The sequence below is a fragment of the Kibdelosporangium persicum genome, assembly GCF_013280595.1.
Classification (GTDB): Bacteria; Actinomycetota; Actinomycetes; order Mycobacteriales; family Pseudonocardiaceae; genus Kibdelosporangium; species Kibdelosporangium persicum.
The window spans coordinates 1-14,690 of sequence record NZ_JAAATY010000065.1 but is presented as its reverse complement, the minus strand read 5'-3'; the positions used below and the strand labels follow the sequence as shown (position 1 = coordinate 14,690).

Annotated in this window: 13 protein-coding genes and 1 pseudogene; 9 read left to right on the top strand and 5 right to left on the bottom strand. The window is 68.1% G+C overall.

The genetic code is table 11. The features are described from left to right. A pseudogene (locus GC106_RS46535) lies at positions 1 to 519 on the top strand (NF041680 family putative transposase); the annotation flags it as partial. A gap of 8 nt (positions 520 to 527) precedes the next feature. On the opposite strand, the gene GC106_RS46530 reads toward GC106_RS46535, so the two are convergent. The 5 genes from GC106_RS46530 to GC106_RS46510 all read right to left on the bottom strand — a co-directional run bounded on the left by GC106_RS46530 (position 528) and on the right by GC106_RS46510 (position 3,856). Beyond that, positions 528 to 1,019 carry an Rv0361 family membrane protein gene (locus GC106_RS46530; protein WP_173142618.1) on the bottom strand — a complete coding sequence of 164 codons (492 nt, stop codon included), beginning with the start codon at positions 1,017 to 1,019 and terminating at the stop codon, positions 528 to 530. Beyond that, positions 1,016 to 1,672 (bottom strand): Rv0361 family membrane protein, encoded by a 657-nt coding sequence (locus GC106_RS46525; protein WP_173142617.1) that lies wholly within the window; start codon positions 1,670 to 1,672, stop codon positions 1,016 to 1,018. Before GC106_RS46525 ends, GC106_RS46530 begins: the two co-directional genes overlap by 4 nt. Before the next feature lie 34 nt (positions 1,673 to 1,706). Further along, positions 1,707 to 2,189, bottom strand: a complete 483-nt coding sequence (locus tag GC106_RS46520) for a hypothetical protein (RefSeq protein WP_173142616.1) — start codon at positions 2,187 to 2,189, stop codon at positions 1,707 to 1,709. Between the two features lie 24 nt (positions 2,190 to 2,213). Further along, a complete protein-coding gene (locus tag GC106_RS48595; protein ID WP_173142606.1) occupies positions 2,214 to 2,906 on the bottom strand; it encodes a flagellar basal body-associated FliL family protein in 693 nt (230 codons plus the stop codon). 209 nt (positions 2,907 to 3,115) lie between these two features. After that, positions 3,116 to 3,856: a hypothetical protein gene (locus GC106_RS46510; RefSeq protein ID WP_173142615.1), complete on the bottom strand. Its 741-nt coding sequence runs from the start codon at positions 3,854 to 3,856 to the stop codon at positions 3,116 to 3,118. Positions 3,857 to 4,105: 249 nt separating this feature from the next. Between GC106_RS46510 and arc the strand changes: the two genes are divergently transcribed. The 8 genes from arc to eccCb all read left to right on the top strand — a co-directional run bounded on the left by arc (position 4,106) and on the right by eccCb (position 14,528). After that, the gene (gene arc / locus GC106_RS46505) at positions 4,106 to 5,911 is read left to right on the top strand and encodes a proteasome ATPase (protein ID WP_173142614.1); all 1,806 of its coding nucleotides are present in this window, start codon (positions 4,106 to 4,108) and stop codon (positions 5,909 to 5,911) included. Between the two features lie 76 nt (positions 5,912 to 5,987). Beyond that, positions 5,988 to 6,893, top strand: a complete 906-nt coding sequence (locus tag GC106_RS46500; RefSeq protein ID WP_173142613.1) for an aldo/keto reductase — start codon at positions 5,988 to 5,990, stop codon at positions 6,891 to 6,893. Positions 6,894 to 7,057: 164 nt separating this feature from the next. Then, positions 7,058 to 7,720: a hypothetical protein gene (locus GC106_RS46495; RefSeq protein ID WP_173142612.1), complete on the top strand. Its 663-nt coding sequence runs from the start codon at positions 7,058 to 7,060 to the stop codon at positions 7,718 to 7,720. A gap of 9 nt (positions 7,721 to 7,729) precedes the next feature. After that, positions 7,730 to 9,238 (top strand): depupylase/deamidase Dop, encoded by a 1,509-nt coding sequence (gene dop / locus GC106_RS46490; protein WP_173142611.1) that lies wholly within the window; start codon positions 7,730 to 7,732, stop codon positions 9,236 to 9,238. A gap of 94 nt (positions 9,239 to 9,332) precedes the next feature. Then, complete coding sequence (locus tag GC106_RS46485) at positions 9,333 to 9,530, top strand: ubiquitin-like protein Pup (RefSeq protein ID WP_173142610.1); 198 nt, start codon at positions 9,333 to 9,335, stop codon at positions 9,528 to 9,530. A 48-nt stretch (positions 9,531 to 9,578) separates the two neighbouring features. Continuing rightward, complete coding sequence (gene prcB / locus GC106_RS46480; RefSeq protein WP_173142609.1) at positions 9,579 to 10,433, top strand: proteasome subunit beta; 855 nt, start codon at positions 9,579 to 9,581, stop codon at positions 10,431 to 10,433. Between the two features lie 39 nt (positions 10,434 to 10,472). Beyond that, positions 10,473 to 11,225: a proteasome subunit alpha gene (gene prcA, locus GC106_RS46475; protein ID WP_173142608.1), complete on the top strand. Its 753-nt coding sequence runs from the start codon at positions 10,473 to 10,475 to the stop codon at positions 11,223 to 11,225. A gap of 72 nt (positions 11,226 to 11,297) precedes the next feature. Continuing rightward, on the top strand, positions 11,298 to 14,528 hold the full coding sequence (eccCb, locus tag GC106_RS46470; RefSeq protein ID WP_173142607.1) for a type VII secretion protein EccCb: 3,231 nt from the start codon (positions 11,298 to 11,300) through the stop codon (positions 14,526 to 14,528). Positions 14,529 to 14,690: the final 162 nt, after the last annotated feature.

Below are 14,690 nucleotides of genomic sequence, written 5' to 3'. Positions count from 1 at the left end.
CCGTCCGGGGCGATCCCCAAACCCGTGTGGCTGTGGCATTCCCGCACCGGGCTGGACCCAGCGATGGTCGACCTGCTCTGGCAGGCGTTCCTGCGCCGGTTCGACATCGAGCACACCTTCCGGATGCTCAAACAGACCCTCGGCTGGACCACCCCGAAACTCCGCTCACCCGAGCAGGGCGACCGATGGACCTGGCTGCTGATCGCCGCCTACACCCAACTACGGCTGGCCCGCGGCCTCGCGGCCGACCTGCGCCGCCCCTGGGAGAAACCCGTCACAGCCCAACACCTGTCCCCGGCCCGGGTTCGGAGAGGGTTTCGAAACCTGCGCCCGCACCTGGCCTGTCCGGCCGGTGTCCCGAAACCCTCACGACCCGGTCCCGGCCGCCCCGCCGGGATACCCAACCACCAGCCCGCGCCACGCCACGACGTCCACACCATCACCAGCACAGACAAACAGAAACCCAACCACAGCAAGAAAACCAAATCCACCAACCCACGACCCCGCCGAACAGGTTAAAACTCAAGCTAGAGGCCGCAGACGCGCCAGTCGCCGTCCTGTTTGACCAACTGGAACGGCTCGTCCTCGTGCTGCTCCGGCGTGCCCGGCGCGGTCACCTTCGTGCCCATCGTGAAGGTGCCCCGGTCGCCGTTGGTCCTGACGTCCTTGACCGTCAGGGTGAACTGCGGTGTGCCGGGCACGGGTTCCTCCTTCTCGGAGAACGCGTCCCGGAGTTGCTGGAGGACGTCCGCGCACACCAACGGTTCGAAATCGGCCGCGTCGATGTCCCGGCCGGACGAGTTCAGCCCGCGCTGGTAGAGATCGGCGAACTCCCTGGCGACCGTCGCCGCTTCGTCGTCGTCGCCGGAACCACCGGTCAGCAACAGGATTCCGCCGAGGACGACCGCGACGACCACCACGGTGGCGACGACCACCAGGATCACGCCGTTGCGCCGCTGGGTGTCCTCCGAGTGACCAAGCGGAGCCATCTTGGCCGCGCGCGGTCGTTTCCTGGTCACCGCGGCGGCCCGGATTCCGTTGGCGACGGTGCCGAAATGGACGGTCCGCCGGGCAGGCCGGACGGCTCGCTGAACTCTGTCGGCGCTGTCGGCCGGGTGGTGGTGCTGGGCCTCGCCCGGAACGTCACACCGCAGACCTTCCAGCCGGTTTCCTCCTTCACCAGCGCGTAGTCCTGGTCGGCGCGGACGTTGTCCGTGCCGCCGACGAGCGTGGCACGGCCCTTGTCACCCTCGATGCGGACGTCCTTGACGGAGATCGCCAGGCGCGCGGTCGGCGTCGGCGCGTAGGACCGCATGATCTCCTTGGTCTCGCGGTCCTGCCACTCCTGCTCCAGCGCGTCCTGCTCCTCCTTGCACACCAACGATTTCACGTCCGACTTGGACAGTGCGAAGGCGCCGTCGTTGCGGCCCTGCTCGAGCAGCGCCGCGAACTTCTGCACGACCTCGCGTGCCGCGGCCTTCTCCTGCTGCAGCGCGATGTCGGCGGGATCCGGCCGGGACGCGATGATCGCGAGCGCGACACCGCCGCCGGCGAGCACCAGCACCGCCAGCCCGATGGCGATGGTCAACCGGACCCGGCTCGCCCGGGACGCGGGCGGGCTCAGGTCGCGTTGGGTGGGCTTGTCGGCCTCGGGTTTCTCGGGCTCGGCCATGCACACACCGTATCCGGGGCCTGTAAAACCGGCGTCACCCGACCCCGCCGATGCGGGGCGAGTCCATCCCGCACAGTGTCCACCGGTCGGAGCTGAGCTGCAGGCGCATCGTGCCCTCCTGCGCGTTGCCGTCGAACCGCACCGTGAACGTGGCGACGTAGCCGTCCGGGAACTGGCTCAGCCGCCCCAGTTCGAACTCGATGGGCTTGGCGCGGGTGCTCGCCGGCGTGGCCGGGTCCAAGTGCGGAACGGCCTTGGTGAGCTCACGCCGGCCGGTCGACTTTCCCTGCGCGCATGTGAGGTCGATCACACCGTCCAGGTCCTTGGCGTTGAGCTTCTCGATCACCGACCGCGCCACGCCTTCCGGCGAGTCGGGCCCTTCGGTGGCGGGCGATGGCGCTGGAGGTGGCGGCGGATCCGGACGCGACAACACGAAGTACGCGGCAGTTCCGGCGCCGCCCAGCACCATGCCCGTGATGACCAACGCCGCGGTCCGGCGTCTGGCGGGCTCTGGCACCCGCCCAACCCTAGTACGCCGGCCCTAGAACGTCGGTGTCGTGGTCGAGGTCGAGGTCGACCGGCGTGACGGTGTCGTCGAACTCGCCCCGGAGCCGAGCTGAGCCCGGGAGACGCACCACTTGTCGCCGTCCTTCTTCAGGTTGAGCAGCATCGGCATGGTGCTCGGGCGGGACTTGCCCTGCTCGGTGACCTTGATGCTGAGCCGTGCCGTGGCGCTCGAACCGGACTCGGTGATCTTGCCGGTCTGGCTGGTCTCGAGGGTGACGTTCGCCGGCACCTTGTTCAGCTCGAACGCCGGGCTCGGCTTGCTGGGGTCGCACAGCATCCTGGTCGCGGCGTCCGAGTCCTTGTCGTCGACCGCCTTGATGACTGCGTTGACGACAGCCTCGGGTGTCGAGCCGTCCGCGGGCCCGGCCTGTGTCGTCTGTGCGGCCGGCGTCGACTTGTCGTCATCGTCCCCGGTCAATAACAGCACGGTCGTGATGCCGCCGCCGACGAGCAGCGCACCCGCGACCGCCAGGCCGATGATCAGGCCCTTGTTGTTCTTCTCCGGCGGCGGTCCGGCCGGATAGCCGTAGCCTGGTTGCCCATACGGCTGCTGCTGACCGTAACCGGGTTGTGGCTGGCCGTATCCGCCTCCCTGCCAACCGGGTTGCTGGCCGTAGGGATCCGGTTGGTTGCCGTACGGCCCTGGCTGCTGTGGCGGATAAGTCATGAGAGTCCCAGTCTTCCGAAGCCCTTGATCGCCAGCCACGGTAGGTGAGTCCGGGCCGCGACGCTGGGACTTTGGCGGGAAAACCCGGGGCGGTCGGGTAACGAACCGGCTACTTCACCGGTGCGTGACGACGCGGCTACGATGAAGGCCCGGACCGTCATGGACGGGCCGGGCCTTCGCGGGTGCACTTCGGTCAGTCCGCGGTTTGGTCAGCGGCTGATCTTCGGCTCCTTGACGTCATCGACGCACCAGTTGCCGTCCTTCTTCTTCATGGTGAACTCGGACTCGGCGATCACGTTCCGACCCTGGAACGTGATGTCGAACTTCAGCTTGCCGGTCGCCGTGTCGCCGTTCTCCTTGGGCTCCTGGGAGACGGAGACCTTGAAGTCGAGGCCAGGCGGCATGTCGTCGAGCGGGTTGCCGCCCGCCTTCTCCGGGTTGCAGGAGATCTTCTTGGCCATTTCGACGTCCTTGTCGTTGAACGCCTTGACCATCGAGTCCGCCGCCGCACCCGGGGAACCGGTGCTGGCGCCGCCGCCACCCAGGGTGAAGATGAGCGTCACGACGACACCGATCACGACCACCGCGCCACCCACCAGAATCCACGGCAGCGGGCTCTTCTTCTTCGGCGGCTGGAAACCAGGCTGTCCAAACTGGCCGGGCTGACCGGGGTAGCCACCGGGCTGCTGCTGGCCGTAGGGGTTGTTCGGGTCGAAACCGGGCTGTGCCTGCTGCGGCCCGGACTGCGGGTAAAAGCCCCCGGGCTGCGCCTGCTGGGGCCCGGACGGCGGGAAGCTCCCGCCCGGCTGCTGTGGGTATCCACCACCTTGCTGTGGGTATCCACCTGGCTGCTGTGGGTAGCCGCCGCCAGGCTGCTGGCCATATCCAGGCTGCTGGCCGTAGCCGGGCTGGTCGCCGAATCCGCCCGGCTGGTGCGGCGGTTGAGACATTACGTTCTCCTAGCTGTGGCGATCGTGTACATGTCATGTTTCAACGGCGCTCGCCCGGGCGCCATCGGACTAGTACTGGACGCACCGTAGCCGGTGTGGGGTTCCCGACTACACCGGGATGGAGCATTGAATCCCTCCGAGCGGGGGTTTCTTGACATCGACGCGCCGATCTCGACATCTGGATGAGCTCCGAATGTCAGTGATCACCGGTACCGTATGGGGTACGTAGTTCGGGAGGAGGTGCCGACCATGCAGCACGACCGTCCCGGCAGTCGGCCTGAGGAGGCCGACGACCACAGCGCCGACGAAGGCGCGGGCCGTGAGACTAGTCAGTCCGCGCAGATCCGATTCCTCGAAGAGGAGATCGCGCTGCTGCGCCGCAAGTTGACGGAATCGCCTCGCCATGTGCGTCTGCTCGAACAGAGGCTCGCCGAAGCATCTGAACGAGTCGGACAGCTCACAGAGCGCAACACCAAGTTGGTGGACACGCTGCGCGAGGCCCGAAGCCAGTTGCTGGCGTTGCGGGAGGAGGTGGATCGGCTAGCGCAGCCGCCCAGCGGCTACGGCGTGTATCTCGCCGGTCACGAGGACGGCACGGTGGATGTCTTCACCGCGGGCCGTCGGATGCGGGTGGCTGTTTCGCCCGCCGTCGAGATCGACACGCTCAAGCGCGGCCAGTCGGTGCGTCTCAACGAGGCGCTGACCGTTGTGGAGGGTGGCACCTTCGAGCAGACCGGTGAGGTCTGCACGCTGCGTGAACTGCTCGCCGCCGGATCCGATGGTGCCTCCATGCGGGCACTTGTGGTCGGACATGCCGATGAGGAGAGGGTGGTGTGGCTGGCCGACCCGCTGGCCGACTCGCCCCTCAAGCCAGGTGATTCCCTCCTGGTCGACACCAAGTCCGGGTACGCGTACGAACGCGTGCCCAAGGCTGAGGTCGAGGATCTCGTGCTCGAGGAGGTGCCGGATGTCGACTACGCCGACATCGGCGGCCTCTACCGGCAGATCGAGCAGATCCGGGACGCGGTGGAACTGCCGTTCCTGCACGCCGAGTTGTACCGGGAGTACGAGCTGCGCCCGCCCAAGGGCGTTCTGCTCTACGGCCCGCCCGGCTGCGGCAAGACGCTGATCGCCAAGGCCGTGGCCAACTCGTTGGCCAAGAAGGTCGCGGCGGCACGCGGCGACTCCGGCAGCGAGGCCAAGTCCTACTTCCTCAACATCAAGGGTCCCGAACTGCTCAACAAGTTCGTGGGCGAGACCGAGCGGCACATCCGGCTGATCTTCCAGCGGGCGCGGGAGAAGGCGTCGGAAGGCACCCCGGTGATCGTGTTCTTCGACGAGATGGACTCGATCTTCCGGACCCGCGGCAGCGGTGTGTCGTCCGATGTGGAGACCACGATCGTCCCGCAGCTGCTCAGTGAGATCGACGGTGTCGAAGGTCTCGAGAACGTGATCGTGATCGGCGCGTCCAACCGCGAGGACATGATCGACCCCGCCATCCTGCGGCCGGGCCGGCTGGACGTGAAGATCAAGATCGAGCGTCCGGACGCCGAGGCGGCCAAGGACATCTTCTCGAAGTACCTGACCACCACCCTGCCGATCCACAGCGACGACCTCGACGAGTTCGCCGGGGACCGCCGCGCGTGCCTGGACGCGATGATCCAGCACACCGTGGAGCGGATGTACGAGGAAAGCGAGGACAACCGGTTCCTCGAGGTCACGTACGCCAACGGGGACAAAGAGGTGCTGTACTTCCGCGACTTCAACTCCGGCGCGATGATCCAGAACATCGTCGACCGGGCGAAGAAGGCCGCGATCAAGTCGGTGCTGGAGACCAAGCAGCCCGGTCTGCGCGTCCAGCACCTGCTGGACGCGATCGTGGACGAGTTCGCGGAGAACGAGGACCTGCCCAACACGACCAACCCGGACGACTGGGCCAGGATCTCCGGCAAGAAGGGCGAGCGGATCGTCTACATCCGCACGCTCGTCACCGGCAAGAACCAGGAGTCCGGCCGGGCGATCGACACGGCCACCAACACCGGCCAGTACCTGTAGGAACCCGGCACGGCGGAACTGAACACGGCGAGCGCCGCGACCAGCCTTGGTCGCGGCGCTCGTTTACGTTGTGGGTATGCGCATCGCTCTGGGTATGGCGGCATTGGGCAGGCCCGCGTACATCAACCTCGGCCGGGACACGGCTTTGCCCGCCGACCGCACCGTGGAGGCGATGCGCGCGGCCAGTTTCGAGGTCCTGGACGCCGCGTACGCGGCCGGGATCCGGTGGGTCGACGCGGCGAGGTCGTACGGCCGCGCTGAGGAGTTCGTCGCCGCCTGGCTGGCCGATCGAGGCGTTACGGACGTGACCGTGTCGAGCAAATGGGGCTACGAGTACACAGCGGACTGGCGTCCCGACGCCGAAGTGCACGAAGTGAAGGAACATTCCCTGGCCAGGTTCGAGCGCCAGTGGACCGAGACTCGAGCCCTGCTCGAAGTCGGCCTGTACCAGGTGCACTCGCTGACCGGTGACAGTCCGTTGTTCACCGACCGGGACCTGCAGGCCCGGATGGCGGACATCGGCGTGCCCGTGGGCTTCTCCACCAGCGGTCCGGCCCAGGTGGACACGATCCGGCGGGCGTTCGACATCGAGGTCGGCGGACGGCGACTGTTCTCTTCGGTCCAGTCCACTTTCAACCTCCTGGAGACCTCGGCGGGACCGGCGCTGGCCGAAGCACACGCCGAAGGCGCGCGAGTGATGCTCAAGGAGGTCATGGCCAACGGCCGCCTCGCGATGCGTCCACCTGGCCCGGTCGCGGACATCGCCCTGCGGCACGGTGTCGGCCCGGACGCGGTGGCGATGGCAGGCGCGCTGGCCCAGCCGTGGGCGGACCTCGTGCTCAGCGGCGCCGCGAGCGTCGCCCAGCTGTACGCCAACCTGATGCCGGTCCACCTGGATACCGCGGACCACGAAATGCTGCGGGACCTGGCCGAGCCGCCCGGCCAGTACTGGGCGACACGCTCGGCACTGACCTGGACCTGACCCAGAACCCCCTCGTGAGTGTTTATCAGGGTTAGAACACGGATAAACGCTCACGAGAGGACGTCGGTGTGTGCCGCCGACGGCGGGCTGGGCTGTGCCCACTAAGGTCTGGCGCGGGGAACGAACCAAGATCGCAACCAAGGGGACGACACACCTTGCGTCGTGTGCACGTGCTCGCCGGCGTCGGTGCGGCGCTGCTGTTGGCGGGCTGCTCGGACCGGCCGAACGACCTCAGGGACAACCGGTACTACCAAGATCCGGAACCCGCCCCGGTCAGCACGTCGTCCCCGGCCTCGACGCCACAGCAGCCGCCACGCCCGGCTGCCGCGCCCACCGCGCGGCCCAAGGCGCTCGAACTGGACAAGTTCGCCCTGACGGCGGCGGACCTCGCCGGGGAAGGCGTCCAGCCGTCCGGAAGCCCGGCACGGACCGTTCAGGCGACTCTGCCCGACTGTCAGGCGCCGCTGGGCGACGCCGCAGCGGCGTACCAGACGGCCTGGTCGTACCCGACCGGGTCGACCATCCGCCAGTACTTGGCAGAGTACGAGGGAAATGCGGAGGAAATCGTTACGTCCGCCCGCGCGAAGCTGACCTGCGGCCGGTACCAGGCGGGTGGCGCCGAGGTCCGTGTCAGCGCCCCGGCCGTCGCTGACAAGCAGGTCAGCTGGTGTGCCACGAGTACCAGGCAGTCCGCCTGCACGGTGCTGACAGCACACGGTCGGGTGCTCAGTGTCGTGGTCGTCACGGCCGCCACGGAGGCCAAGGCCAAGCCCGCGGTGACACGAATCGCACCACTCGCTGCAACGGCTCTGGCACGCAACTCCTAGGCTTGTCCCATGCGGCGGATCATGGGTACCGAGGTCGAGTACGGCATTTCCGTACCCGGCGATGCGACAGCCAATCCTGTTCTGACATCAACCCAGGTCGTGCTCGCCTATGCGGCGGCCGCAGACATCCCGCGGGCGCGCCGGGCACGCTGGGACTACGAGGTCGAGTCCCCGCTGCGGGACGCGCGCGGCTTCGACCTCGGCGCGCCGAGCATGGCCCCGTCCGATCCGGACGTCGAGGACCTCGGCGCGGCCAACGTCATCCTCACCAACGGTGCACGCCTGTACGTCGACCACGCGCACCCGGAGTACTCCGCGCCTGAGGTCACCAACGCGCGCGACGCGGTGATCTGGGACAAGGCGGGCGAGCGGGTGATGGAGGAGGCGGCGCTGAAGGCCGCCACCGTCCCCGGCCAGCCCCGCCTGCAGTTGTACAAGAACAACGTCGACGGCAAGGGCGCGAGCTACGGCACGCACGAGAACTACCTGATGAGCCGGAGCACGCCGTTCACGTCGGTGATCTCCGGGCTGACCCCGTTCTTCGCGTCCCGCCAGGTGATCTGCGGTTCCGGCCGGGTCGGCATCGGAGTCGCCGGCGAGGAGGCCGGCTTCCAGCTGTCCCAGCGCTCGGACTACATCGAGGTCGAGGTCGGCCTGGAGACCACACTCAAGCGCGGCATCATCAACACCCGCGACGAGCCGCACGCCGACGCCGACAAGTACCGCAGGCTGCACGTGATCATCGGCGACGCGAACCTGGCCGAGTACTCCACGTACCTCAAGCTCGGCACGGCCGCGCTGGTCATCGACATGATCGAGTCCGGCGTCCGGTTCGACCACCTCAAGCTGGCCGACCCGGTCCGCGCGGTGCACCACATCAGCCACGACCCGACGCTCAGGACCACGGTCGAACTGTCCAACGGCCGCAAGTTCACCGGGCTGGACATCCAGTCGGCGTACATGGAGATGGCCGCCGAGCACATCGAGAAGACCGACCAGGACTCGCAGTCCCGGCATGTGCTGCAGACCTGGGCGGAGATCATCGACGCGCTGCGCCGCGACCCGCTGGAGTGCTCCGACCGGCTGGACTGGCCCGCCAAACTCCGCCTGCTCGAGGGCTTCCGGGCCCGCGACAACCTGCAGTGGTCCTCGCCCCGGCTCTCGCTGATCGACCTGCAGTACTCCGACGTGCGGCTGGACAAGGGCCTCTACAACCGCCTGGTGGCCCGTGGCTCGATGAAACGGCTGGTCACCGAGGAGGAGGTGCGGGCCGCGATCACCGAGCCGCCCAGCGACACCCGGGCGTACTTCCGGGGCCGCTGCCTGGAGAAGTACCCGAACTCGATCGCCGCGGCGTCCTGGGATTCGGTGATCTTCGATCTCGGCCGCGAGTCGTTGGTCCGGATCCCCACGCTCGAACCCCTCAGGGGAACAAAAGCCCACGTCGGAGCCCTGTTGGAGGCCGCGGACACGGCCGAGGAACTGGTCGACGCGCTGACCGGGGCACCCCGTGGCTGAGTTCACTCGTGGAGAAACACGGGTCAACCTGTGGGACACATGTCGGTCCCCCTGGGTAATGTTCATGTAGGCCAGTCGAAAACCGGGAGGCCAGATGTCCCAGGAAAAGGTCCAGCGCCAGGGCGGCGGCGACGGCGACGAGGAAGATGTCGCCGGTGGCGCGCCTGCCGGTCAGGAGCGCAGGGAGAAGCTCGGCGAGGACGTGGACACCATCCTCGACGAGATCGACGACGTACTGGAGGAGAACGCGGAGGACTTCGTCCGCGCCTACGTGCAAAAGGGCGGCGAGTGACCTTGCCGCGCCGGTAAGCAGCAACCAGCAGAGCGACGAAAGCAGGGCATGGACCACACCTTCTCCCGCCAGGGGGCAGGCACCGGGCTACCGGCTGCCTATCTCTCGGCCGCGTCATTGTCATTCACCGACTTTCTGCGTTCGCAGGCGCCCGAACTGCTCCCGGGCGCCCGCTCGGCAGAGCTGACCAACCAGAGCGCCTTGTCGGAGGTCCCGCACGGCACGACCATCGTCGCGGTGACCTATGCCGGTGGCGTGCTGCTCGCGGGCGACCGGCGTGCGACGTCCGGCAACCTCATCGCGCAGCGCGACATGGAGAAGGTGTTCGTCACCGACGACTATTCGGCCGTCGGTATCGCGGGCACCGCGGGTCTCGCGGTCGAGATGGTCCGCCTGTACACGGTCGAACTTGCGTACTACGAGAAGATCGAAGGCGTGCCGCTGTCGCTGGACGGTAAGGCGAACAAGCTCGCCACGACCGTGCGCGAGAACCTCGGCATGGCGATGAACGGCCTCGCGGTCGTGCCGCTGTTCGTGGGCTACGACATCGACGCGGATCAGCCGCACGGCCGGATCGTGTCCTACGACGTGGTCGGCGGCCGCTACGAGGAACGGGCCGGCTTCCACGCTGTGGGCTCGGGATCGCTGTTCGCCAAGTCGGCGCTCAAGAAGCTCTACGACCCCGAGGGCGACCAGGACGCGGCGATCCGCTGGGCCGTCGAGGCGCTGTACGACGCCGCGGAGGACGACACCGCGACCGGCGGGCCGGACCTCCACCGGCGGATCTACCCGTCCATCATCACGATCACCGGCGCGGACGGCGCGGTCCGGGTGCCCGAAGAGCAGACAAGTGCGGCGGCCGAGGCCGTTGTCACCGACCGCAGTCAACGGCCGCGTGGCTAGAGTGTCGTCCCGTCCGCACAAGATCCAGGAGCCACTGCTGTGAGTATGCCGCTGTTCGCCTCGCCCGAGCAGTTGATGCGGGAGAAGTCCGAGATCGCCCGCAAGGGCATCGCGCGGGGCCGCAGTGTCGTCGTGCTGAAGTACGCCGGTGGCGTGCTGTTCGTCGCGGAGATCCCGGCGAAGAGCACCCTGCGCAAGGTTTCCGAGCTGTACGACCGCATCGGGTTCGCCGCCGCGGGCCGTTACAGCGAGTTCGAGGGCCTGCGCCGCGGCGGGATCAGGCACGCCGAGTTGTGGGGCTTCGCGTACGACCGCAGGGACGTTTCGGCGCGGCAGCTCGCGAACGTCTACGCGCAGTCCCTCGGTGCGATCTTCACCGAGCAGCTCAAGCCGTACGAGGTGGAGATCTGCGTCGCGGAGGTCGGCGCGACCGCCGAGCAGGACCAGATGTTCCGCCTCACCTACGACGGTTCGATCGTCGACGAGTCGCGGTTCATGGTGATGGGCGGCAACGTCGACCCGATCGTCACGGCGCTGAAGGACACCTACGCCGAGGGCATGGACCTGTCCGCCGCGGTCGACGTGGCCGTCCGCGCGCTGAGCAAGTCCAGCAGCAACAGCAACAACGGTGACGGCGGGCTGCTCACCTCGGAGAACCTCGAGGTCGCGGTGCTCGACCGGAACCGTCCGCGCCGGGCCTTCCGCCGCATCGCCGGCGAGGCGCTGACCCCGCTGCTGCCCACCGCCGAACCACCGGCCGCCGAGGAAGCCCCTCCGGCGACCGAGAGCTAGTTCCGACCGGATCACAACCCGGCCCCGGGAGGATCATCCCGGGGCCGAGCCATGCCAGGGGGAGTGGAAGGCATGACAGGCCGTCGAGTCGCCGTGCTGGTCGCGACGACGTCGTACAGCGATCCCACGTTGCAGCCGTACGGTGTGCCCGTCGGCGACGGCCGGAGGCTGCGGGAGCTGCTGCTCGACCCGGACGTGGGCGGGTTCGACGAGGTGGTCCTCCTCGCCAACGAGTCCAAGTCGGGGATCGAGCGCGAACTGGAGCGCGTGCTGCTGCACGACCGCGCGCCCGAGGACATGGTGCTGGTGCACATGACCGGGTGCCCGGCGTGGAACAACTCCAGCCAGCTGTTCTTCAGCACGGCCGGCACCGACCTGAGGTTCATGTGGTCGACGGCCATCCCGGCCCTGGTGTTCGGGTGGCTGCTGGCCGAAAGCCCGGCGCAGGCGAAGGTCGTCCTGCTCGACAACTCCCTCGGCGCTCAGCCGTTCCTGACCGACCACCTCGGCACCAGTTCGTTCGTGCTGTCCGCACCGCGCCAGCTCACCGCGACTGTGGTGCGAGGGCTGGAGACCGGCGCCGCGGACCTCGACGGCGACGGCCAGATCTCCTTCACCGACCTCACCGAGTTCGTCCGCCAGGAACTGGACGACGACTGGCAGGTGTGCGGCGGCGCGTTCGACGGGCCGATCCGAATCGCCGGCACACCGGACAGGACGGCCGAGCCTGTCGTCGCGGCCGAGCCGGTCACCACGACCGACGACGGGGAGCCCGAGCTGCTGAGTCTGCTGGGGATTTCGTCCCTGGCGGAACACGATGTCCAACGCGCGTGGCGGCGACGGCCGGAGAGCGAGCGGTACCGCGTGCCGATCGGCGTCGACGAGAGCGGACAGCCGGTCGTGGTGGACATCAAGAACGCGGCCATGGACGGCATGGGCCCGCACGGCCTGTGCTTCGGCGGTCGCGGTGCCGACACCGTGGATTTCGTGTGCACGTTCATGCTCGGGCTCGCGGCGACCCACTCGTCGCAGATCCTCAACTTCGTCATCGTGGACTTCGACAGCGGCGTCGCCTTCCGGGAACTGGGGAGCCTGCCGCACGTCTCGGCGCTGCTCACCGGTCTCGGTGACGACCTGTCCCTGCTCGACCGGCTGATGGACGCGTTGGCCGGTGAGATGACCAGGCGCCAGGAGTTGCTGCGCGCCACCGGCATGCGGCACTTCTGGGAGTACGAGAGCGCGCGGGAGAACGGCGCCGACCTCGATCCGTTGCCCGCGCTGGTCATTGTGATCAACGAGTTCGCGTTCCTGCTGACCGCCAAGCCGGGTTTGGACAGGCTTCTCGTCACTCTCGGCAGGCTGGGCAAGTCGTTGGGGCTGCACATGCTGCTGGCAGCGCACACGATGGAGCACGGCAGTCTGCGCGCACTCGACCCGTTCCTGTCGTACCGGATCGGTCTGTGGATGCCGGCCGAAGAATCCCGTGTGGTGCTCGGTATTCCGGACGCCCACGAGCTTCCGCCCGGCCGTGCCGCCTACTTCAAGCACGACGTGGGCACGTTGGTCCGGTTCACCACCGCCACGGCCACCGTCGCGGGCGTGGACGTGGCAGGCGCCCTCGTGTCCACGATGCTCGGTCAGGGACCGCCCGCGCACGAAGTGTGGCTGCCGCCGCTGGACACGCCGTGTTCGCTGGACATGCTCGTGCCGCCGTTGCACGTGGCGGAGAACCGCGGCCTGAGCCCGCAGAACACACCGTGGCTGGGTCAGTTGCAGACACCGGTCGGTGTCGTGGACAAGCCGTTCGAACAGCGGCGTGACCTGCTGTGGGCGGACTTCTCCGGTGCCGCGGGGCACGGTGCTGTTGTCGGTGCGCGCGGGTCCGGCAAGTCGATGCTGCTGCGCACACTCGTGATGTCGATGGCGTTGACGCAAACCCCGCTGGAGGCGCAGTTCCACTGCCTCGACTTCGGCGGTGGAATGCTCACGTCGGTGCGTGACCTGCCGAACGTCGGTGCGGTGGCGACTGTGGACGACGGTGATCTGGTCCAGCGCGTCGTCGCTCAGCTCACGTCGCTGGTGGCCGACCGGGAGCGGCGCTTCCAGGAGCACGGCATCAGTTCGATGGCCGAGTTCCGTGACCGCAAAGGGCAAGGGCAGATCACCGACGACCCGTTCGGTGACGTGTTCCTTGTCGTGGACGGCTGGACGGAGTTCCGGCAGGCGCATGAGCAGCTCGAACCGCAGGTCCTCGACCTGGTCTCGCGCGGCCTGGCCTACGGCGTGCACGTGATCCTGTCGGCCGCGCGGTGGGCCGACCTGCCGCCCGCCACGAAGGAACTGCTGGGCACCAGGTTCGAGCTGAGGCTCGACGACCCGGCTGAGTCCGAAGTGGACAGCCGGATGGCCGGGACCGTGCCCGCCCGGCCCGGCTTCGGGCTGACCAGGGACAAGCTGCACTTCCTCGTCGGCCTGCCGCGGATCGACAACTCGGCGTCGGCCGGCGACGTCGAGGACGGCATCCGGGACGCGTCCGGCAAAATCCGTCAGCAGTGGCGCGGGACAGTGCCGCCCTTGGTGCGTCCGGCGCCGTACACGAGCCGTGCCAGGACGATCCCGATCGGCGTGGCCGACGGCGACCAGGACAGCGTGTCCGTCGACTTCGACACCGAGCCGCACTTCATGGTCTTCGGCGAGACCGAGTCGGGCAAGACGAACGTGCTGCGCACCATCGTGCGCGGCATCATGCGGCGCTACACGCCGGACAAGGCCCTCATCATGGTCGTCGACTTCCGGCATTCCCTGCTCGGAGTCGTGGACACCCAGCATCTGCTGGCGTACGTGATATCCCCGCAGCAGCTCGCCACGACGATGGCGGACGTCGTCACGTCCATGCGGCGACGGCTGCCGGGCCCTGACGTGACCCAGGAGCAGATCAAGGACCGGTCCTGGTGGTCCGGGCCGGAGCTGTTCGTGGTCGTCGACGACTACGAACTGGCCGCGTCCCGGCCGGACAACCCGATGGCGCCGTTGCGGGAGCTTCTGCCGTTGGCCAAGGAGATCGGCCTGCACCTGGTCCTGGGCCGCCGCCCCGAACCGGCCTCACGCACGCGGGCCGATCCGGTCGTCAGCACGCTCCAGGAGCTTGGCAGTCCCGGTGTCGTGCTCAGCGTGCCGGCGGAGACGGGCGTGCAACTCGGCTCGTATCAGCCGACGCCGCTCCCACCGGGCAACGGCGTGCTGATCACCCGTGACGCCGCACCACGGCAGGTGCGGATGAACTGGACCGAGCCGGAGGCCTAGGTCGTGTTTCGAATGTCCCGGTCGATGAGAGTCGGGATCGGGGCGGTTCCTGGCGTCGCCGCGGGATCGCCGCGAATACTGGTTGTCTTTGGGCGGTCCCGCGGTGGCGTCAGGGGCCGCATCCGGCCCGGCTATCGCGATCGGGCATTTGAAACACGGCCT

Bases quoted from the DNA above. Each gene is read 5' to 3' on its own strand.
- GC106_RS46525 (WP_173142617.1), bottom strand. From the start codon at position 1,672: ATGGCCGAGCCCGAGAAACCCGAGGCCGACAAGCCCACCCAACGCGAC.
- GC106_RS48595 (WP_173142606.1), bottom strand. From the start codon at position 2,906: ATGACTTATCCGCCACAGCAGCCAGGGCCGTACGGCAACCAACCGGAT.
- GC106_RS46510 (WP_173142615.1), bottom strand. From the start codon at position 3,856: ATGTCTCAACCGCCGCACCAGCCGGGCGGATTCGGCGACCAGCCCGGC.
- arc (WP_173142614.1), top strand. From the start codon at position 4,106: ATGCAGCACGACCGTCCCGGCAGTCGGCCTGAGGAGGCCGACGACCAC.
- GC106_RS46500 (WP_173142613.1), top strand. From the start codon at position 5,988: ATGCGCATCGCTCTGGGTATGGCGGCATTGGGCAGGCCCGCGTACATC.
- dop (WP_173142611.1), top strand. From the start codon at position 7,730: ATGCGGCGGATCATGGGTACCGAGGTCGAGTACGGCATTTCCGTACCC.
- GC106_RS46485 (WP_173142610.1), top strand. From the start codon at position 9,333: ATGTCCCAGGAAAAGGTCCAGCGCCAGGGCGGCGGCGACGGCGACGAG.
- prcB (WP_173142609.1), top strand. From the start codon at position 9,579: ATGGACCACACCTTCTCCCGCCAGGGGGCAGGCACCGGGCTACCGGCT.
- eccCb (WP_173142607.1), top strand. From the start codon at position 11,298: ATGACAGGCCGTCGAGTCGCCGTGCTGGTCGCGACGACGTCGTACAGC.